This is a genomic window from Planctomycetota bacterium (assembly GCA_038746835.1).
Taxonomy (GTDB): Bacteria; Planctomycetota; Phycisphaerae; order Tepidisphaerales; family Tepidisphaeraceae; genus JBCDKH01.
Window position 1 is genome coordinate 1 of record JBCDKH010000025.1, and the last position, 20,215, is coordinate 20,215.

A 20,215-nucleotide genomic window follows, 5' to 3' on the forward strand; every position below is an offset into this window, starting at 1 on the left:
GCGGCGGTGAGGCACGGCTGGTCAAGTTCCGCGAGGCAGCCGCGGCGTACGACGAGCTTCAGGCGGCCCAGGACGCCGGGCTGATCGTCCAGATCGATGAAGCGGAGCAGGCGTACACCGAGGCCTTGGCCGAGCTGGACGAGACGAATCTCGGCGTCGAGGACGTCGAGCCGCTGGTCACGCTCGAGGACGAGCCACGGGCGACGCGTCTGGCGGAACTCGAAGAACGCAACGGCGGCTTCGAGGCCCGTTGGGAAGCCGCGCTGACGTACCTCAACGCCGCCACCGAGTTCGAGGCCGTCCGCGACGAGATCGCCGACACCGCCACGCTCAAGCGGCTGCTTCAAGGCTCGGGCGTTCTTCAGTTCAACATCCTGCCGTTCAACAGCGGCGACGAGACCAGCCGCATCACCTTCGACGACGGCCTGACCAACGAGATCTATGAGGAACGCGTCGCCGACCTCGAACGCTTCGGCCCACGCCCACGAGCCAACGAGGACTTCCGCTGGTTCGAACTCGAACAGGACGCCACTGTCAGCGTCCCCGTCGAAACTGGTCCCGATGGCAAGCGTTACGTCCTTGGCTGGAACACCAACGAGAAGTCTCTCGACCGACGTGACGGCGAGTGGGGTTTGACGGGCGCGACTCGATCTCGCGACGAGCAGGGCGGCCGGGCGATCGGCTTCACCCTCGACGTGCCCGGGGCCGCACTTTTCGGTGACCTCTCCGGCACCAACGTCGGCCGGCCGCTGGCCATCGTCCTCGACGGCCGCGTCATCAGCGCGCCCAATCTCAACAGCCGCATCACCGGCCAGGGCATCATCACCGGCGGCCGAGGCGGCTTCGGCGAGGGCGAGCAGAGCTACCTCGTCAACACCCTCAATGCCGGCGCGCTGCCGGCAAAGCTTTCCGAAACGCCCATCAGCGAACGCACCGTCGGCCCGCAGCTGGGCAAGGACAACCTGCGTGCAGGACTGGCCGCGTGTATCGCTGGCCTGTTCATCGTCGGCTTCTTTCTCATCAGCTACTACTACCTCTCGGGCATCGTCGCCTTCAGCGCGGTGCTGATGAACATGGTGCTGATCCTGGCCAGCATGGCCGCGCTGCAGGCACCGTTCAGCCTTCCCAGCGTTGCCGGCATCATCCTGTCGCTCGGCATGGCCGTCGATGCGAACGTCCTGATCTACGAACGACTCCGCGAAGAACAGAACCGCGGCCTGTCGGTCAAGATGGCCCTCCGCAACGCCTACGACCGCGCGTTCAGCGCGATCATGGACTCGAACATCACCACCGGCATCACGGCCCTGGTGCTGTACGTCTTCGGCTCGGAAGAAGTGAAGGGCTTTGGCCTCACGCTGCTCATCGGCATCTTCGCCTCGCTCTTCACGGCCCTGTTCGTCACCAAGACGATCTTCGGCCTGCTGGTGGAGAAGCTCGACCTCAAGGACCTCTCCAGCATCCCGAGGACCTTCCCCAAGTGGGACAAGTGGCTCACGCCCAACATGGACTGGATGCACCGGGCAGGGCTCTTCGGAGCCGGCAGCGCCGTCGTCATCGTCGGCGGGTGTCTGCTCTTCGGGTATTACTTCCAGAAGGGCCGCATTCTCGACACCGAGTTCGCCGGGGGCACGACGGCCGTCTTCGGCCTCGTCGAAGACATGGACACCGCCGAGGTGCGACAAGCACTGTCGCGTGACGACGTTGAGGACGCACTCGTCGGCCTTCAGGTCGTCAGCATCGAAACGACCGCCGACGTCGCGGCGAAGTACGAAATCGTCACGAACAACGAAGACGACCTCGAAGTCACCGAGGCCATCGTCGACCGGCTCGAAGGCAAGCTCGTCATTCGCGAGGCCTTCAACTTCGATCAGGCGACGGCCAACCTCGACGACATTTTCGGAGACGTCGTCATGCCGGCCGAGGTTGATCGGGCGGAGCTCACATCGCTGGCCGTGCCGGACGAAGTCGTCGCGGCCAACGAGGGCGGCGTGGCGATCGTCCTGCGCAACCTCGACCCGATGCCCGAGCAGCAGGAGCTGGTCGAGCGCCTGAACCAGCAACGCCTCAAGGGCGGCTACGCCGGGCAGGGCGTCACCGGTGGCGTGTCGGTCGACGTCGTCACCCTGCCGACCGACAACACGGCCGTCGTCTTCTTCAGCAACGATCGTTTCGTCTACAGCGACGACGCCGGCGTCGCTGAGGAGTGGCGACTGCAACTTGCCTCACCGGCATGGGAGATGACCGTCGACGCCGTCGCCGAGCCGGGCGAACTCGAGAAGGTCACCAAGATCGGCGCTCAGGTCGCCAGCGAATTCAGCCGCGACGCAGTCCTGGCCGTCATCCTCTCGGTCCTGGCGATCATGGCCTACATCTGGGTGCGCTTCGGCGACCTCAAGTACTCGACCGCCACCGTCGTCGCACTCGCGCACGACACGTTCTTTGTGGTCAGCGCCATCGGGTATTCGCACCTGCTGGCCGAGACGTTCATTGGCAGCGCGCTGCTGCTCGATCCGTTCCGCCTGAACCTGACCATGGTCGCCGCCATCCTGACGGTCATGGGCTTCAGCATGAACGACACCGTCGTCGTCTTCGACCGCATCCGCGAAAACCGCGGCAAGTACGGGCTGCTGACCCGCAAGGTCGTCAACGACTCCATCAACCAGACGCTGTCACGCACGCTCCTCACCGGCGGTACGACGCTCGTGACGATCTTCGTCATGTACGTCTTCGGCGGCGAAGGCATCCATGGCTTCACCTTCGCCATGCTCGTCGGCATCATCACCGGCACCTTCAGCTCCATCGCCATCGCCAGCCCGCTCCTGCTCGTCGGCCGGCGTCAGGAGCAGGACGAGGCGATCCCCGTCACAGCGACGCCCACTACCACGGTCACCGCCGCCACCTAACCGAAGACTCGGCCGAGTTGGAGGATGGGGAGCAGCACGGCCAGGGCGATGAGCAGGACGACGACGCCGAGGAAGACGACCAGCATCGGTTCGACCAACGCGCCGAGGCGTCGGGCGGTTTCGTCGACGTCGTCTTCGAACCGCTCGGCGAGTTTGCCGAGCGTCGCGTCGAGCTGGCCTGTCGCGACGCCGACCTCGACCAGGTCGGCCATCGGCATCGGGTAGCGGCCCGATCCGCGAAGGGCGTCGCCGACGTCCTGGCCGTCGCGCACGCCATCGCGCCAGTCGGAAAGTCGATCGCCAACGACGCGATTGCGTGAAGCGTGGCTGGCCAAATCGAGCGACTCGACAAGGTTCAGCCCGCAGCGGACGCACGTGCCGAGCAACGTTGCGGCCTGGGCGAGCGCGTGCTTTTCGAGCATCGGCCCGACGACCGGCACGCGAAGGACAAGTCCGTCGAATCGTCGCTTTCCGGCTTCTGTGCGAAGCAGCCGTCTCAGGCCGAAGCTGCCTCCGACGACAACCAGTGCGATGAGCCACCAGCCGCGGGTGACCAGCCAGCTGATCGCCATGACGATTCGCGTCGGCAGCGGCAGGGCGACGCCCTCTTCGACGATCGGTGCCACGATCGTCGGCACGACGAAGGCGAAAAGCAGCAGCGTGATTGCCAACGCGATCAGAACGATCATCGCCGGGTACGCCAGTGCGGTGACCGCCGACTTTCGTAGCCGGGCCGTTGCCTCGCGCATGTCGGCGAGGCGATTGAGCGTCTCTTCGAGGACGCCGGCGCGTTCGGACGCGTCAATCGCGCGGACGTCGGCCTGGCCGAAGGTCTCAGCGTGTTCTGCGATGGCGACCGAGAGTGGCTCGCCTGCTTCGAGCTGACGGGCGACACTCGACAGGGCGACGCCGAGTGCCGTGCCGCTGTGATGAGTGGCGAGCGTGCGCACGCCGCGTCGGATGTCGATGCCGGCGTCGAGCTGAATCGCGAGACTTCGATACGCGTCACCAATCGCGGCCGAAGAGACTCGCCCGCCGCGTGGTCGCAGTAGCAGCTCGGCCAAGCGTTCCGATCGACTTGGCGAAGCGGCGTAGCTCAGTCTCGCCTTGCGGGACGCCGGCTCGGGAGGCTGTGCGTACTGCGAGTCCACCACGTCGGATCATTCGCTTCACCGGGGCTTGAAAACGCCTTGCATGGCGATGCGAGGCAGCCGTCGATCGCCTGCCCCGTCATCCTATCGGAGCTTGGAGCAACATTTGCGGCGGGTCACGCGACCGTTAGACTTTCGCCGCCGATGTCCGTGTCGTCTGCTACGCCTGGTGATTCACTCGTTCACGATGCCCCGCCAGCCGCAGACACCCGAAACGCTCGCTTGGCGAACGCGGCCTGTCCGACCTGGCTGAGAACGGCCGAAAGGGCGGTCGCGTGGATTCCTGCGAGCGTCTCTGCCGTGCTGGTGCTGTTCGTCGCCTGGTACAACGCGATCCTGACGTACAGCAACCCGTTCCACTACGACGGGGACGCCCTTCAGCACAACTTCTGGGTGCAGTCGTTCTGGGCGTCGCGTCTCACCGACATCGACCCGATCGCTCGCTTCTACGCCAGCGACGCGATGAGCCCGATGGGCTACCGATGGCTCATGCAGCTCATGGGCAGCATCGGCGAGATCCAGCGGGTGGCCGAGACCGCGATGATCGGCCTGACGCTCGCGACAGGCTGGATGTTCTACGTCCTCGGCAGGCGGGCGGCGGGATCGTCCTGGGGCGGGCTGATCCTGGTCGGCTGCATCATGTGGTTCGCCATCTTCTACGAGCGACCCTTCGGCAGCACCCTGCTCCAGCGACACTTCGCGCCGATCATCATCGCCGGTGGCCTGTGGGGACTCGTCAGCCGAAACGTCTGGGCGGTCGGTGCCGCGTTTCTGGCGTCGGCGTTGTTCTATCCGATCACCCTGGCAGTGCTCGGGCTAACGGCCGTGCTGCACGAGGTGATCCGCCTCGTCATCGACAAGCGGATGCCCAAAGGCTGGTGGCTCGCGGTCCTGCTCGGGCTGGCGGCTCTTGGCGTCATGATCGCCCGCGACGTCCCCGCCGAGTACGGCCAGCGTGTGACCGCCGATGTCGCTCGCAGCATGGACGTCTTCCACGAAGGCGGCCGCGCGCAATACTGGATCGCCGATCGCGAGACGTTCCTGTTCACGCACCACCGCAGCGGGCTGGGACACAAGCCGATCGCATTCATCAAGGCGGCGATTTTCCTGGTGCCGTTGCTGGCGCTCAGCTGGCGAAAGGCGTCCCTGGCAGGGGGCCTGCTGCTGGCGGTCGGCGTGCTGATCTGGGCCCTTGCGATCCTGTTTCCATTCCACCTGTACCTGCCCAACCGACACGTCCGGATGCCGCTGCCGATCGGCTACAGCCTGCTGCTGGCCACGACCATCCCGGCCGCCTTCGTCACGCTGCGCGGGTGGGTCGAACGGTTGATCGGAAGCCCCCAGGACACCGCCGGCATGCCGTGGGCGCGACTGGCGCTGGGCGTCATCGTGCCCGTCGCGGGCGTCGTCTGGTTCGTCAACCACTTCCGAGCGCCGGCCGTGCGCATGTGGACGTACAACCAAGCCGTCAGCGAACGCGGCCCGGAGTTGCCGCGATATGTCGAGCGTTACCTGCGGGCGTTAGCGCCGGAAACCTTCGTCGCCGGTCACCCTGCCGACGTCTCGCACATTCCGCTCCTCACAGGCCGGCCGACGATTGCGAGCCGCAAGACGCTCAATCCGTACTTCCCAGACTTCTACCACGAGGTGCTGCGTCCACGGGCCGAAGACTCGGTCCGCGCGTACTACGCGGCCGACTGGGAAGACGTGGACCGGCTGCACGAGCTCTACGGCGTCAGCGTCTTCTACGACGTCGCCGGCGACCAGCGGACCAAGGGTCACTACTACGAGGAAGAGCCGCTCAACAGCATGTCGCTCGAAGCCCTGGACCGGCTCGGCGATCGCCCACGCGTCCTCGCCAATCCGCCGGCGGACCGTGTGATCGTTCGCGATGAGCTTCGCGGCATCACACTAATCCGCGTCGGCCCGCTGGATGCCGTCCGTGTCCGCAACGCCGACGGATCCACCAGTTCGTTCTTTTCAAACCCTAAGACGGCCGGAAGCTGACCCAGTCGGTCTGCGTCACCGTGAGGGTTGAAAACCGCTTCACATAACGTTCATTATCGGGCGTGGTTAGGGACGTCCGACTTTCGCGAAGGTAACGAGCAATGACTTACGTTGCAAGGTTAGGGTGAGGTCGAGTCAGATTTTTCTCAGGCTTTAGCCCACTTGGAAGCCGATAGCCCAGCGACGATTAAAGCCAGGCCCACGACCGCTTGTAGCTCACCGAACGCCGCTTGGGCCAATCCCGGATCGAAGAGCTCGTCTGGCCGTGGCTCCGAATCAACCCAGCTCCAAACCCCCAGAACGAACGAGAACGCACCGTAAGCAGCCAAGAGCAGGCCGCACCAGTAGAGCAAGAACGGGAGCCATTCGACGTCTCCAGGCGGCTTCCGCTTGTGCCGCGGCTTCGTCCTGCGACGGTTGCCAACAGCCGACGCGAGCTCGTCCGACGGCTCTGTCCAGCCACCTCCCAAATCTGCCATGCTGCGAGTCTGCGTCATCGGGTGCCTTCCCGTCAAATCGTGCTACGGCTGCTCGTCGGCCTCATCTTGCCAAGTGTCGTAGTCGAAGCCGTCCACGTCCTCCGCCTCGTCGTCCTGTTCCGCCTCGTCTTCGGCGTCGTCCATCGACGCTTCGACATCGGATTCTGCCTCGTCGTCCACGTCAGCATCACGGATGACCTCGTCAAGCGCGTCGACGTCATCGATAAACGCCTGAGCGTCGCCCGAAATCGTCCCATCTTCGCTCACATGGATCGAGTTTTCGTCCCAAGCGTGACGGGCCGTGTCGTAGCTCGCTGCAGCGGCCGCTCCACGCTTCGCAGCTGAACGCCCTTGGAGGTAGAAGAACCGTTGGCGCTTCGACGTGTAACCGCCCGCCCGTTGCTTCGCTTGCTTCGAGCCGGAGCCGTAGCCCACGTGAAACGCCTGTTTGTCTACGAAGTTCATGAGTGCCATCAGTTCGCCTTTCCGGGTTGGGTCGTGGGCTGATCGAACAACGTCTCCGCATGTTGCGGTGCCTGCCGTGGGACGTGCAGCTCGACAAAAAGGAAGAGTCGCCGGCGATCGGCGGACTTGGTCGTTCTCCCGGCGTTGAGGAGAAAGGGCAGGCCCGACGTCTCGTCACGGTCGGCCGCTTCCGCGAGACCGCCGAGGACCACTACGCCACCGGGACGCATGGCTGCCGACGCGTTCCACCGGCGGCGCGCGACCGCTGGAATGCCGTCAACGACGCCGGAGATGCTCGATATCTCGGGCTCGAGATCGACCACCACCACGCCGCCTGCTGCCCTTGCTGCCGACACCGACAGCAGCACGCCCGTGTCGACCTGCTGGAAGTCAAGTGTCGTCACAGTGCCTTCCGGAGAGACCGACCGGACAGGGACCGGCGTTGTCTCACCTACCTGCAGCGACGCCGCACGCCCTTCCACGACAAGCAACCGCTGAGAGACGACCACAGACGCACCGCCTTCGTTTGCCTCCGCTGCCAGAGCTGCCCGGAGCGAAAGCCCTGCCGTTGCTCCCGAACCCAGCTCACCGACACTGACATCCGCCACTCCCGATAGCTGCCAATCGAGCCCGAGGTCGAGTGCTGCACGCTCCGACACCTCTACGAGCGTCACATCAAGCACGTACTGCGGCCGTGGCTGCGACAACTCGACCGCGAGCCTGCCAATGCGGTCAAACGCAGACGGGACGTCCGTCACAAGGACACCGTCTCGGCCGAGGGGAAGAGCGGAACAGTTCGGAGAGCCAGCTGCCTGGAAAGCTGGCACAACCTGATTTATGTCGTCAACCGCGACCCGGTACAGGACGGTTCTCCGGTCAGATTCGCGAGCATCGCCGATGTAGACCGACATGCCGTCAGTCGACAGCGCCGTTGCAGTCGACCCGAGGCTGCCGGCAATGCGTTCCGCTACCACGCTCAAGGGCTCGCCGTTCGAACGAATGTTGACGACCTGCTCGCCGTACGTCGGGTCGATCACCACCGGTAGATCTAGCTGCACCAACACGGCCGCGAGGTCTGACGCCCTGCCCGAAAAGCTGATGGAAACCGGGTCGTCTGGCAACTCCGCAAAGTCGGGGACCATATCGACCACCGGATCGGGAAGCAGCGTGACGACAGGCTCATTCAGCAACGGACGCCGTTCGCCGAGTTTCTCGGCCGGGGCGTAGCAGCCCACCGAAACGGCTCCTGCGGTCAGGAGGGAGCACAGAGCCAGGCGGAACCGGAGAGCCGACCGCAACGCTGCGGAAGACATTGTCGTACAGAAACCCTGCTGCACCCTCTTGCACCCCGACGTAAAGCCACCCGCCGATCCGCTCACCTTCCTGAAGACGCCTACCGCCTTCGAGGAACGCGACCTCGTTCGAGATGCCGACGAGACGAACGCCGTAGACCTCTCCGGTCGGGGAAGTGGACAGCGGTGGGCCGACGGCCGGGGTCGCTGACGCGACTCCCGGCTCGTCGGCTGACGTCCGAATGAGAGAAAGAAGCCGGGATTCGACGTCTTCCAGCTTCGAATCTGTTTGTGAAGCGTTCGCCTCAACAGCCGCATGCACTTCGGCAGCAGCTGATTCACCAGACGACCGGCCAGACCGGTACGCAAGTACAACGACCCCGAGAACAACGACCGTTTTTCCGAGGAGCCCAAAGAACGAAAACCGTGCGTGTCGCTGTGCCATTGCTTTCTTTCTCTTTTCAGGATCATGATACTTCCCTTCCGCTTCGGCCTTTGTCGCCGCAAGTCGTTTGTCGAGTGCTCGCTTGCTTCCCGCGTGCGTGAATGAGTCGTAGAACCGCCACAATCTGCCACCGTCAAGCCAAGGTGCAAGCACCCACGTCTTCTCAGGTTTGACGTCGTGACGCTGGCGCAGCTCAGGACCAAGCTCAACTGCTGAAACAAGGCTGTACCGGAATGTCGGGAGTGGCCATCGGAGGCCGAAGATGAGCCGCACTTTCCGAAGGTCTTGGCAAATGATGACCTCATCGGCCATGTCGCGAAACACCTTGTTCATTTGCATGATCGTCTGACTCAGTACCTCAATTCGGTACAAGCCATGTCGATGCATGCTCAATGTGTCAAGCAACTCGCGAACTTCCTCCCGTTGGTCCCGTTGATCAAACCACTTATGAAGCTCATCGACAATGATCACGGCGCCATACGGAATCCAGTTCGGTCGCAACCGCCCTTCCACCGACTTAACGATCTCACGACCCGCCATTCGATTTACCTCAGCCGCCTCATATCCCTGCTGTTCGTGCAGCGCATCGAACAACGAATCCGCTGCGGAACGGTCGAGCCCGTCGCGGGCCACCGACGCGGCGAAGTCGTCACGCGTGTACCAGCGTGGGATGTGCCTGCCGTTATCTTCGAACCACTCCGCCTCCGCTGCGGAACGACTCACGCCAAGCTTCTCGCGCTCTTCGCAGTGCTTCGCGAGGCCGGCAAAGCGTTGGAGCCAGAGCCTCATGTGCGGCTCGGACAACGGAACTATGAAACCCGCCAGCTCTGGCTGCCGGCGGTTCCTCAGGTACTGGCGAACAACAGGGAAACGCAACGGGAGGTTCGTGTAGACCGGCCGACGATCGTGCCGGAGGTACTCGAGGATGCGCCCAACCACGCCGTAGGACTTGCCAGAGCCCGGCTTACCCTCCCAGATGCGGACGCCCGTTGCCGGGGGTGACGCAGCGCCGTTGGTCAACGACCACCACTTCGCGAACGCCGCCACGCCGAGGATCAACGCCAGCACGACGCCCAGCGGCCACGCGAGGATGTACAGGATCGAGGACATCAGCCGAGACTGAGCGTCGGGAACGCACCGAGCAGGTGACGGATCATCCGGATCGTGAAGACCGCAGCCAAGCCACCCAAGATGATGAAGAGCCCTTCCGTGACGGGGAGCATCAGGTTCAGGAAGTCGAGGGCATCACCCGCTGTGTCGACAGCGTCAAACACCGCATCGAACCGATCTTCAAGGGCTGTGCGGTCGAACCCAACGGCTTCGAGAATGTCTAACGAAAGGTCGTAGACGTCGAGGATGACGTCATGCAGCGTCCTGAGAATCTCATCCCAAATGAGCCAGAAGATCGTCGCCCAGGAGCCCACCGTTACCGCCGTCGCTGCAGCACGCCCTGCGATATATTTAACACCGCGGCCGAAGAAGTTTCTGATATAGGCGTAATAGTTCACCGCCGTTTAAGCTCCTTCGTCACCAGGGTCCCAGAGATGAGGGACATCAGACCGAGATACGCCGCTGCAGGAGCTGGGCCGAGCACCGCGAAGTCCGCCTGCGACAGCGTCACCGTCCGGCCCTGACCGAGCACCGGGATCGTCAGACTCCACGTCGTGCCCGCGGACGTCTCGTCCGGGGCGTCATACACGGGCTCGGACAGCTCAAAATTTGCGGCGAGCGGGATCGCAGGACCCACAGCGCCGACCGCACCTTCCGCCAAGTCACCCGGTCCAACAGGGTCGGGATCCTCCGGGTCGGTCCAGGACTCCGCATCATCGTCGCTGCCGAGCGCTTCATCAAGGAGGTCGATCAACGACTGCCCGGACTCTGTCTGGATGACGAAATCCCGGAGCATCTCGGCAATGCTGATTAGCCCCGGCACGCCGGTCATTTCTACGGCAAGCGTCGATTCCTCTTCGCCACGAAGTAGTTCGAGTAGCTCGTCTAGGTCAATCGAACCACCGCCGCCAGGACTATTCAGGAAGCCCGAGCCGTCGAAATTTTGAAGCCGCAACGTCGGACCCCAGTCGTCGGAGTACGTCCCAACCTCGTACATCAAGAAGTTCGTCGATGGCTGACCCGATTGCAAAACAAAGTCAACTTCCACGCCCTCGACATCTACCGTCGCTGAACCGCCGTGAAGCGGCACGGTCACCGAGAAGATAATCGGTTCCGGCCATCCCGTGAAACCCGCTGCGTGGTGCTGCTGCTGATTGTACGACAGCGCCCTAAAAGGAACCGAAATCTGCCCGATGAAACTATTCCCCGAACGCTGTAGCGGAATCGTCACCGACGATGCCGTGGAGCCCGACGGAGCGTGGTAAGCGGACACGACATGCGAGTCTCCAAACTCGTCTGTTAACGTGGTGACGGCAACTGCTCGAATCGCTGCATTTCCGACTGTCTCGTCCGGGTCACTAATGTTAAAGTAGTTGAACCGTCCATATACTTCCTGCCCAAACGCAGGCGTCACGCAACATGCCGCCGAAACATAGCAGCAAAGATAACAAAGGAACCAACGAGGCCGAATGTTGCGATTGTTATCCATGTCTGAGTGTAAAGGTGTGCCGACTCGGTGCCGTACGGCGGCTGGGCATACATCACGACTCCTGCAGTAGACTCTCCGTACGACGCTAACTCCCCAGGCGCGAGGTATCCCGAGCTCGTCACGCCGCCTGTGTCGTAGCTCCACGCCTCGCCGCCTTCGAACTCGACCCAATCCCCAACGTCTTCGAGGCTGCCGAGCGTGATCAGGTCACCATCCGTCGACAACTCCACGACCACGACGTCACGTGAGTCGATTACAATCTCGCGCTGCACGCCGAGCGCCAGCGTGGAAAGACCGACAGCTCCCGTGAGGAAGCCGCCGGCCGCGGGGAGAGAGGTCAGGCGCGGCGGAGCCACTTGTACCCCTTGTAGAACGCCCACATCAGGATGATGAAGCCCAGCACCTGGCCGAGCATAGCTACGTACTCGGACGTCACCGTAGAGACAAAGGACGCCCAGTCGATGATCGGGTCGCCCGTGGTCGGCGACGCTCCCGTCGCTTGAGCCGACGCAGGCGCCACCACAGCCGCGGAAGCGACCACACCAGCTGCAACGATCTTCGACCGTTGACGTTCCAGAAACTTGAATGCACGAGACATCGCGTTTCACCTTCTGCTCCCTTCGGAGCTCATGAGGTTGAAGGCCACCACCAGGGAGCCGAACAGCTTCCCTAACCAATGGCAGCCCAGCGCAAACACGAACCCGAACACCACCGCCGATTGTGCGTCAACTAGCAATGAATTGCCGTTCATGGTTCGCCTCTCGTCCACGCAAAATCGTCTCGACCGCTAAGCCCTTCTTAGGCGTCTATAGCCCCACCACAGCGCCCACATCAAAATGCCGAACCCGACGACCGGACCCAACATGTCGACATAGGACGCCGTCGTCTGAGTGACAAAAAACCAATAAGCCCCGTCGCGGCAAGGCCTGAAGTCGGTTCAGGAACGACCGGTGGCCCGTCGAACGAAGTCACCGTCCCAAACGTGAAACCGCCCGAGGAACTCGTAACCGTGTACACGAGATCGCCAAAACTAACGTCCGTCGTCGCCGTGAAGTTCGCGTCGGCTTCGATGATCGAGCTAAAGTCTTGACTCGCGAACCCGACGGAAGCTCGATCCGCCTCGCCGCGCGATACCTCAACGAGTAACTGACCAAAGCCGTAAGTTGTCGTATCGTAACTAATGTTCCCCGCAAATTCACTTGGTTCAGAAAAGGTAACGGGCTCAAACGACGTACCCGGGAACTCGAACGTGACCTCGTCGGGAACCGTGACGCCGTCAATAACAGCCGCATGCGTGTCACCTGCCAACATCCCGACGAACAGCACAAACGCTACACCAGCAGCACTCGTCACCTTCGACAGGCGCCCGTTCGTTGGTGCGTCATCCTCAGTCGCCTTCCGAATCGGTCGCGCCTTTTCCGGCCGGATGTACTTCCCGTTCAACGAAAACGACACCGTGTAGTCGCCCGGCAGATTGTCGAAATCGTTGAACATCTCCTTGGGGCCTGACACTTGGTGAACCCGCGTACCACGCTTCGTCGGCTTGTCGTCACGACTGCCATCGGTGTACATGATCTTCGTTCCCTCTATGAGAACACCGGTTTTCTCGTCCGTAATGGACCACTGATTTGCACAGAGCACGTGCACGCTTTGATCGATCATCGTTCGTCTCCTAATTCGGGACCGTGTCCCATGGGGTAGGTTCTGGCGTGTAAATCGCCACTCTTGCCGCCGCACATGCGTCGCGGACTTCTTCAATCCAGCCATCGGCCCAAGTGCCAAGGCGTAATACTGGTTTCGCTAGTCCCCGCGCAGCGAGATATTCCTTGACAGCTGGACGTCTGGCGTCTGCTAATCGATCAGGGACCCCGCCGATCCGCTCAATTGTCGTCATCAGGCTTTCGCCGGCCTTCTCGGCCATCGTCGCGGCCTGGCGGAGCTGCTTTCCAAGGTGCCGGCCGTACGACGCAACGGTCGACGTCTTCCGCACCGCCCTGGCCACGCCGACACGGAGGTCCCCGAGGAGCTTCGACCACCAACCTGCACGCTTCTTGCGGTCGACGTGCCATGCTTTACCTGATCGGAAGTCGAACGCTCCGAAGAGCCGTTGGGCAAGGATGACGCCCGCCTCGTCTACGAGGGCCGCGTGATCCAATTGCCCGTCGTTTCGCTCCAGCGCATCGACCCACGAGCCGTTTAGCTCGATAGCTACGAACTCGGCAACGTTGTGCGTGAACTCCGTCTCGAACCGGACCCAGCGACCGCGTTCGGCCTGACCCGACTCCAGGCCCTTGTCGTAGCAGCGACCGTACCTCCCGCTCCCCTGCCGGCTCCCGAGGGTGAGCATGTCGCCGGTCACGATCCCGCCTCGTACGCCCTTCGCGGTCTGCCGGCGTGTGTCGCGGTGGAACACCCGGGCGTGCGTCAGCTCGCCGGCGAGGCAAGCTTTTTCCATGCGGTCGATGAGCTTGATGTCGGGCTCGCCCTCCTCGGCCCGGAAGTCGGCAGCAACATCTAGCCGGCGGCAACGACCGCCGTTCGCTATGACGGCGTCCAGGACCATCAGCACGCGGCCAAGGCCCAATTCGCCGCACGGCTCGCCTCCGAGCTCGAGCATCACCGACCAGCCAGAGTGACCGTCTGGCGTGGCGTCGCGGAACAATCGGGCACCGTGGGCAAATGAGAGCCCTTCCGTGTACAGGTGCTGGCCTCGGCACTTCTCGCCAGGCCCGAACAGCTCTTCGAGCAACCGCTTGATGTGCTCATGAGCGGCGTGCGGAGCCGTGCAGCGGAGCCAGTCGATGCCGATGCTTACCGGCGTTTTCCGCCCATTGCGGATCGGCACGTCCAGGCTTCGCTGCCAATTTGCCCCGCGTGATACAGACCGCGGGGCCTGCTCGCTTTCCTCCCATTCGACACGCTTCCGATCGCGTTCGTCGGCGGCTTCCTGCTCGTAGAGCCCTGCCCTGTTCATGCTGCCGCCTTTCGCATCTGAAGACCCCCGGCAGCCTTTCGGTCGCCGAGGGTGCGGGGGGGAGTGGGGATCATGCGACGGACCGAAGCGGTCGAATTCGTGATGGCACTCACGTTCCGCGGTCGAAAGCCTGCCGAACGCGGGATGGCCGCTCCGCTTCGCTTCGCTATCCCGCCTCCGTCAGCCCTTCGACCTACTGCGACCAACTCACAGCCGGGAGAGCCTGACGTCGGAGCTACGAGAGCTAGCTTGGCCAGCGCCTCGACGTCGTGACCACACTGTCCCAGAGTCTGGTGATCCCCCCCCCCGAGCTTGAGAACGGAAACATCTAGCGGGAACGATGCGTTATTGGTGTCTCGGGGCGGCTTCGTCGCGTTTTCCGCATCATAGAAAAAAGTAATATTTTCCTTGTTTTTTGGCTTTTTATACTTGACAACTACAATAGTTTGAGCTATAGTATTACTATGGAATGCCTCGCCCTTGATCGTAACGACATCGTTGCCGGCTTCCCCACCTTGGCAGCAATTCGAGCTGATGGCACCACCCGTCAGCAGAAGGCACTCGACGCCCTGAAGGCTGATCTCGCTGGCGGTCACGACCTCAAGGTCTGTCTGCCGGTTCGCACCTGGATGGAGCTTCAGCATGGCATTGCTGATGCCCGTGAGCGGAACGAGTTCAACAGCAACTACAGCAACACCTTCGACCGTAACGCCAGGCTGCTGGGAGCAGCGATCGCCAACATGCTGATCAACGAGAGCCGGAGTGCCATTCCGTTCTGAGCCCCCTTCCCCTCTACAGGAGTCGACATGACGCACACCTACGACCACCTCACGCACTACATCGACCTCGACCTCGCCGGCGAATACCGGGACGAGCTGTTCTACGCCCTCGGCATCCTCCACGACATGCCTAACGAACAGGGAGCTATCTGGACCGTCATCAACCGCCTCGAAGGGGGGGGAGGACACGAAATCTGCGGCACGAACGCCGACAACATCAATGCCGCCGTGGTCGAGGCCTGGAACCGCCTTGCCATCGCCGACGGCCGCGCGTACACGAACGACCTGCGGACCAACGTCAGAACTCTCTGCGAGGAGCTTGTCGTCGAGAAGTGAGAACGCCCAACTATGGACGCGAGGCAGCCCCGCCGATCGGTGGGGTTTTTTCGTAGACCCGCTCAAGATCGGCCGCCCTTCGCGTTGGCGTGGCGGCCGAGCAAAATGTCGATCGCGATGGCCGCAGGACCCGACTTCCAGTCAAAGTAGAACTGGCCATCGGGGCCCTGACGTGGCTCCCACGCTCCGGAAAGAGACGAGCCCGCCGCAAGGCTTTTCAGCCCGTCGGCGAGTTTACTAGCGGATTCGGGTTGACGGCCGTCTGGCCGCGCAGGTACATTCTTGCTCACAAGCTATTCCTTTCATGACCCGGTAGGGAGCGGCTGTCACCGCTTTGATCTACCGGGTTGTGTTTTTACTGACCTCGTGCCAGACCACACACGCTGTCACGTCATGGCTGGCGAGAATGTCGATAATCTGGCGTCCTGAATCGACCTTGAAGCTTTTTGCTGGAGGCGGTGGGTTTACCTGCCAGAACTTTTTGTCCCTGACTACCCGTCTGGCCGTCCACAGCTGCCCCTTTGCGTCTAGGGCGAGGAGGGCGTAGGCTCTGCGGTCAATTCGCGTAACTCCTTTAGCTGGAAAAGGTTGCTAATCGTATCGTTCATTATCGGGCGCATGCCGCCCGGCCCCGCGTGCCCTGCCAGATCGTCACGGCGGCCCGAATGCCGGCCGACGCTCGGTCTCCGGCACCTCGGCGGTCCGATCATTTGCGTTGACACACCCCGAATATTGGTGTATGAAACGTATCATGTCGCGGAGGACGACAGCATCGCAGGCGTCTGCCGCCCGCCGATCGAGGTCTGGAACGACCGAACGCCCTGGCCTGAAGCAGATCGCAGGCGACCTCGATCTGGCCGTCAGCACCGTGTCCCACGCGCTCCGCGGTGACGGCACCGTCAGCGATGACACACGCAGGCGCGTCCGCGAGTACGCCGCACAGGTCGGCTACACCGCCAACGCCCACGCCCGGCGAATGCGGGCGACCTCGACCGCGATCATCGGGCTGGTCATTCCCGACGTCGTTCTCACCTACAGCGAGTTCGTCCAGAAGGTCTTTCGCCTCGTCGCACAGACCGGACGGGAGCTGCAGATTGTCCTCAGCGAGTTCGACGCCGACTTGGAAGACCACGCGCTTCGCACGCTCATGGGCCAGCGTGTCGACGGCGTGCTGCTCAAGAGCACGTTTCGTCATATGGAGCAAGTTCCAGACGACCATGCGTTGCGAACGCTGGTTGCCTCCAAGACACCGGCCGTTGTGATCGGCGACGAGCTTCGCGGCTCCGGGTTACCGTGCTGCCGGACGCCGACTGAGGTCTTTGCCCGGATGCTGGTCGCCGATGCGATCGAGCGTGGCCACAAGCGCGTCGACTGGCTGTTTCCGCTCGACTTGCGTCGCACGCCGCTCGAATCGTTGCCGCAGCACCGCCGGGCGATTCGCGCCGCCGAAGAGGAAGGCCAGCGACTCGCTGGAGCCGACTTCAGGCTTCGGCTGCGCACGCTCGATGAGTTGCCCGACGACGACGTGGGCGACGTCGATCCACCCAACGGCGACGAGCAGTTCGGCACGTACCTCAATGAGAGCCTGCCCACGCGGGCTTTGAAGTTCGGCAAGGCGCTGGCAAGGCGTGCCCTTGCCGGTCCAGATCGGGCCGACGTGCTGATCTGCATCAACGACGTCATCGCCACCGGTGCCATGGCCGCCGCGAACGAGGCCCGGCTGTCGATTCCGCGAGACGTCGTCATCGGCACCTACCACGCGACCGTCGCCGGCCAGCTCGCACCCCGGCCGATGACGGTCGCGGGCATCGACCCCGGCGAGATGGCCAGGGCGACACTGTCCACGCTGGATGCCGTCATCGCCGGCAAGACGTCACCGGCGATCGACCTGTCTCCGCAACTCACCACCATCGGCGGCCTCGTCGCCTGATGCCCACTTCGATTTCGACCGCCCTTTTTCGACGACCATGAAACGTTTCTTGAAGCAGAACGAGCGACGCGGCTTCACGCTTGTCGAGTTGCTGGTCGTCATCGGCATCATCGCCCTGCTCATCAGCATCCTTCTGCCGACCCTGTCGCGAGCGCGCGACTCCGCCAACACCGTCAAGTGCTCGAGCAACCTTCGCCAGATCGGCATCGGAATTCAGTTCTACGTCAACGACAATCAGCTTTACATCGTCCCTGTCGAGCAGCTCGACGTGCCGCTCGATTCCGGCACCGACACGATCAACCTCCACTGGGCGGCGACGCTCGTGCAGACCGGGGCGATGCTCACCGACACGGCCTCCGGCGGAGCGTCGGGGGCGGCGAACGACCTGACTGAAATCGAGAACATCTTCCGCTGCCCGGAAGGTGCCGACCAGAACCGTGAGACGCTCGGCAACCCCGAGCCAGACAGTCACGAGTCAGGACTTGGCGATCTCTACTGGCTTCGGTCCACAACCGACGGGCGGCAGGTGCCGACGTGGTACGGCGCTAACGGCAGCCGGGGCAGGACGAACGGAGACTTCCGCGGCATGTGGCCGATGGGTCACGAGCGGTTTCGCATCCCGGGCGCCGATGCCAATCTCGGCGTCGTCGAAATGCACAAGATCACGCGTGTTTCTGAGCCAACGAAGATGGCTCTGATCTATGACGGTGTCCTGTACCACGACCGCAACGCCCGCCGCATCACGACGCGTCACAGAGACCGCACCGTCTGCAACGTGCTGCTCGCCGACGGGCACGTCGAGGGCTTCAGCGACCCACAGGGCAACGAGACGACACCCGACGGCGACCTGCCCGAGCAGGCAGAGTTCGCGCTCGATCGTGCCGACTACCTGACGCAGAACTACCCGCGTCTCTACTGGAACTTGAAGCAACGCGACTGATCGCGCTGCCGACCACCCTGCATGCCCTTCGGAGGAGAAACCATGACTCGCACCATTTCCGCAATTGCACTTGCCGTCGCCGCTTCACCGGCGATGGCCGACACCGTGACGTTCGATCCTGTCGACGGCTACGCGCTCGGCACGAGCTTGGTCGTCAATCCTGACTGGGCCGGCAACGGCGCGTTGTACAGCATCACGAGCCTCGGCGATGGCAACGGAGCCGCCCTTTCCGCCGCGACGCCGCAGACGCCGTTTGCCAACAACCGGTTCACGCCCTCAGCCGCGTTCCTCGGAACCGACACGACCGACACGGCCGGCCAGGCGTACGAGTTCGGCTTCCTGCTCGGATCGCCACAGGCCGCGACGGAGACCGGCTTCGGCCTGGCCCACCGCATCCGCATCGGCGGCACCGACGGCGCGCCCATCGTCGACTTCCAGATCTTCGACAACGGCCGACTCCAGTACTTCGCCGGTCCCGGTGCGGGCCCTGTCGGCAACGGCTACCAGAACGTCGTCAACCTCAACGGCAACCCGCTCCTCCTCGACGATCTCGGCGGGCGCAACGCCCCGCTGGAAGGGCGAATCGATTTCGACAACAACACGTACGAGCTGAGCTTCGACGGCGTGGTGCAGGGCACGTTCCCGCTGCTCAACACGCCTTCCACCTTCGGCCAGGTGACGCTTCAGTGGGGAACGAGCACCAGCGCCCCGGACTATCGCCAGATCCTCATCGACGACCTCGCCATCGACGGCGTCGACGCTCGTCTGCCGGGCGACGCCAACGGCGACGGCACGGTCGATCTCGCCGACTTCGGCATCCTCCGAGCCAACTTCGGTGCCGACGACACGATCTTCGCGTCCGGCGACTTCAACGCCGACAACACCGTCGACCTCGCCGACTTCGGCATCCTTCGGGCCAACTTCGGCTCCTCCGCCGCGGCCGACATCGCGGCGATGGACGCGTGGTACGCCACCGTCGTTCCGGAGCCGACGTCGCTCGCCGCAGTCGGCTTGGCCGGGGCGTTGATTCTGCGTCGCCGCCGCTAGATCGCTTGCGACGCTCTTCAGTTTGATTCTGCAACTACGGACTCCGGGAGGAGATCACCATGAAACGACATCTCGCAACCCTCTTCTGCCTGGCTGCGACGGCTGGCGTGGCGTCGGCGGACACGATCACGTTCGACGTCGCCGACGGCTACGCGCTTGGCAGCAGCCTCGTGGCCAATCCAGACTGGGCCGGCAGCGGTGGGCTCTACAGCATCACCAGCCTCGGCGCTGGCAACGGTGCGGCCCAGTCGTCCAACACCGACCAGGCCAACTTCGCCAACAACCGCTTCACGCCGTCCGCAAGCTTCCTCGGCCTGCCCGACACGTCGACGGCCAATCGCACGTTCGACTTCGCCTTCGACCTCCGCAGCGATCAGGACGCAACGACCAGCGACTTCGACGTCGCTCACCGCATCCGCATCGGCGGCACCGACGGAGCGCCGATCGTCGACTTCCAGATCTTCGACAACGGCCGACTGCAGTACTTCTCGGGCGGCGGCTACTCGAACGTCGTCAACGTCAACAACAACACCGTCGCCTCGATCAGTGACTTTGGGAGTCGATTCGTCCCGATCGCCGGGACGATCAACGTCGACGCCGGCACCTACAGCCTCAGCGTCGACGGTGTCGAACAAGGCACCGCCATCCCGCTCTTCAGCACGCCTTCCACCTTCGGCCAGGTCACGCTTCAATGGGGCACCAACAGCGACGACAACGCGGCCGGCGAATACAGGCAGATCAGCCTCGACAACCTTTTCCTCGAAGGCAGCGTCATCCCAGAACCCGCAGCCGTCGGTGCCGCGACGCTGATGGGGTTGCTGGGGCTGCGTCGCCGACGCTGACGTAACGAGTTCCTCCTCTGGCGGCG

At 63.2% G+C, this 20,215-nt stretch carries 18 protein-coding genes; 8 read left to right on the forward strand and 10 right to left on the reverse strand.

Features of this window, described 5'->3' with window-relative positions:
- Nucleotides 1-2,903: protein translocase subunit SecD (gene secD / locus AAGI46_04505; protein ID MEM1011465.1), on the forward strand; the 2,903-nt coding region annotated here is incomplete at its 5' end.
- On the opposite strand, the gene AAGI46_04510 is transcribed toward secD, so the two are convergent.
- The gene (locus AAGI46_04510; GenBank protein MEM1011466.1) at nt 2,900-3,967 is read right to left on the reverse strand and encodes a type II secretion system F family protein; all 1,068 of its coding nucleotides are present in this window, start codon (nt 3,965-3,967) and stop codon (nt 2,900-2,902) included. The two genes, secD and AAGI46_04510, sit on opposite strands and share 4 nt — an antisense overlap.
- Before the next feature lie 387 nt (nt 3,968-4,354).
- Here AAGI46_04510 and AAGI46_04515 point away from each other — a divergent pair, with 387 nt between their 5' ends.
- A complete protein-coding gene (locus AAGI46_04515) occupies nt 4,355-6,061 on the forward strand; it encodes a hypothetical protein (protein MEM1011467.1) in 1,707 nt (568 codons plus the stop codon).
- A 521-nt stretch (nt 6,062-6,582) separates the two neighbouring features.
- Here AAGI46_04515 and AAGI46_04520 read toward each other — a convergent pair.
- From AAGI46_04520 to AAGI46_04560, 9 genes are all read right to left on the reverse strand, one after another.
- The gene (locus tag AAGI46_04520; GenBank protein MEM1011468.1) at nt 6,583-7,014 is read right to left on the reverse strand and encodes a hypothetical protein; all 432 of its coding nucleotides are present in this window, start codon (nt 7,012-7,014) and stop codon (nt 6,583-6,585) included.
- A complete protein-coding gene (locus AAGI46_04525; GenBank protein ID MEM1011469.1) occupies nt 7,014-8,195 on the reverse strand; it encodes a hypothetical protein in 1,182 nt (393 codons plus the stop codon). Before AAGI46_04525 ends, AAGI46_04520 begins: the two co-directional genes overlap by 1 nt.
- Nucleotides 8,185-9,852: a zonular occludens toxin domain-containing protein gene (locus AAGI46_04530; protein MEM1011470.1), complete on the reverse strand. Its 1,668-nt coding sequence runs from the start codon at nt 9,850-9,852 to the stop codon at nt 8,185-8,187. The genes AAGI46_04525 and AAGI46_04530 overlap by 11 nt, the downstream gene beginning before the upstream one ends.
- Nucleotides 9,852-10,250: a hypothetical protein gene (locus AAGI46_04535; protein ID MEM1011471.1), complete on the reverse strand. Its 399-nt coding sequence runs from the start codon at nt 10,248-10,250 to the stop codon at nt 9,852-9,854. The genes AAGI46_04530 and AAGI46_04535 overlap by 1 nt, the downstream gene beginning before the upstream one ends.
- Nucleotides 10,247-11,341 carry a hypothetical protein gene (locus AAGI46_04540; GenBank protein MEM1011472.1) on the reverse strand — a complete coding sequence of 365 codons (1,095 nt, stop codon included), beginning with the start codon at nt 11,339-11,341 and terminating at the stop codon, nt 10,247-10,249. Before AAGI46_04540 ends, AAGI46_04535 begins: the two co-directional genes overlap by 4 nt.
- Nucleotides 11,263-11,697, reverse strand: a complete 435-nt coding sequence (locus AAGI46_04545) for a hypothetical protein (protein ID MEM1011473.1) — start codon at nt 11,695-11,697, stop codon at nt 11,263-11,265. The genes AAGI46_04540 and AAGI46_04545 overlap by 79 nt, the downstream gene beginning before the upstream one ends.
- Nucleotides 11,679-11,939 carry a hypothetical protein gene (locus tag AAGI46_04550; GenBank protein MEM1011474.1) on the reverse strand — a complete coding sequence of 87 codons (261 nt, stop codon included), beginning with the start codon at nt 11,937-11,939 and terminating at the stop codon, nt 11,679-11,681. The genes AAGI46_04545 and AAGI46_04550 overlap by 19 nt, the downstream gene beginning before the upstream one ends.
- Nucleotides 11,940-12,172: 233 nt before the next feature.
- Complete coding sequence (locus AAGI46_04555; GenBank protein MEM1011475.1) at nt 12,173-13,003, reverse strand: PEP-CTERM sorting domain-containing protein; 831 nt, start codon at nt 13,001-13,003, stop codon at nt 12,173-12,175.
- A 10-nt stretch (nt 13,004-13,013) separates the two neighbouring features.
- Entirely contained in the window at nt 13,014-14,315 is a 1,302-nt protein-coding gene (locus AAGI46_04560) for a replication initiation factor domain-containing protein (GenBank protein ID MEM1011476.1), read from the reverse strand.
- A 464-nt stretch (nt 14,316-14,779) separates the two neighbouring features.
- On the opposite strand from AAGI46_04560, the gene AAGI46_04565 reads away from it, so the two are divergent.
- The 6 genes from AAGI46_04565 to AAGI46_04590 all read left to right on the forward strand — a co-directional run bounded on the left by AAGI46_04565 (nt 14,780) and on the right by AAGI46_04590 (nt 20,189).
- Nucleotides 14,780-15,094: a hypothetical protein gene (locus AAGI46_04565; GenBank protein ID MEM1011477.1), complete on the forward strand. Its 315-nt coding sequence runs from the start codon at nt 14,780-14,782 to the stop codon at nt 15,092-15,094.
- 27 nt (nt 15,095-15,121) lie between these two features.
- The gene (locus AAGI46_04570) at nt 15,122-15,430 is read left to right on the forward strand and encodes a hypothetical protein (GenBank protein MEM1011478.1); all 309 of its coding nucleotides are present in this window, start codon (nt 15,122-15,124) and stop codon (nt 15,428-15,430) included.
- Between the two features lie 751 nt (nt 15,431-16,181).
- Entirely contained in the window at nt 16,182-17,360 is a 1,179-nt protein-coding gene (locus AAGI46_04575; protein MEM1011479.1) for a LacI family DNA-binding transcriptional regulator, read from the forward strand.
- A gap of 37 nt (nt 17,361-17,397) precedes the next feature.
- Nucleotides 17,398-18,300, forward strand: a complete 903-nt coding sequence (locus tag AAGI46_04580; GenBank protein ID MEM1011480.1) for a prepilin-type N-terminal cleavage/methylation domain-containing protein — start codon at nt 17,398-17,400, stop codon at nt 18,298-18,300.
- A gap of 42 nt (nt 18,301-18,342) precedes the next feature.
- A complete protein-coding gene (locus AAGI46_04585; GenBank protein MEM1011481.1) occupies nt 18,343-19,347 on the forward strand; it encodes a PEP-CTERM sorting domain-containing protein in 1,005 nt (334 codons plus the stop codon).
- A 59-nt stretch (nt 19,348-19,406) separates the two neighbouring features.
- Nucleotides 19,407-20,189, forward strand: coding sequence for a hypothetical protein (locus AAGI46_04590; GenBank protein ID MEM1011482.1), 783 nt, complete (start codon nt 19,407-19,409; stop codon nt 20,187-20,189).
- Nucleotides 20,190-20,215 lie beyond the last annotated feature (26 nt).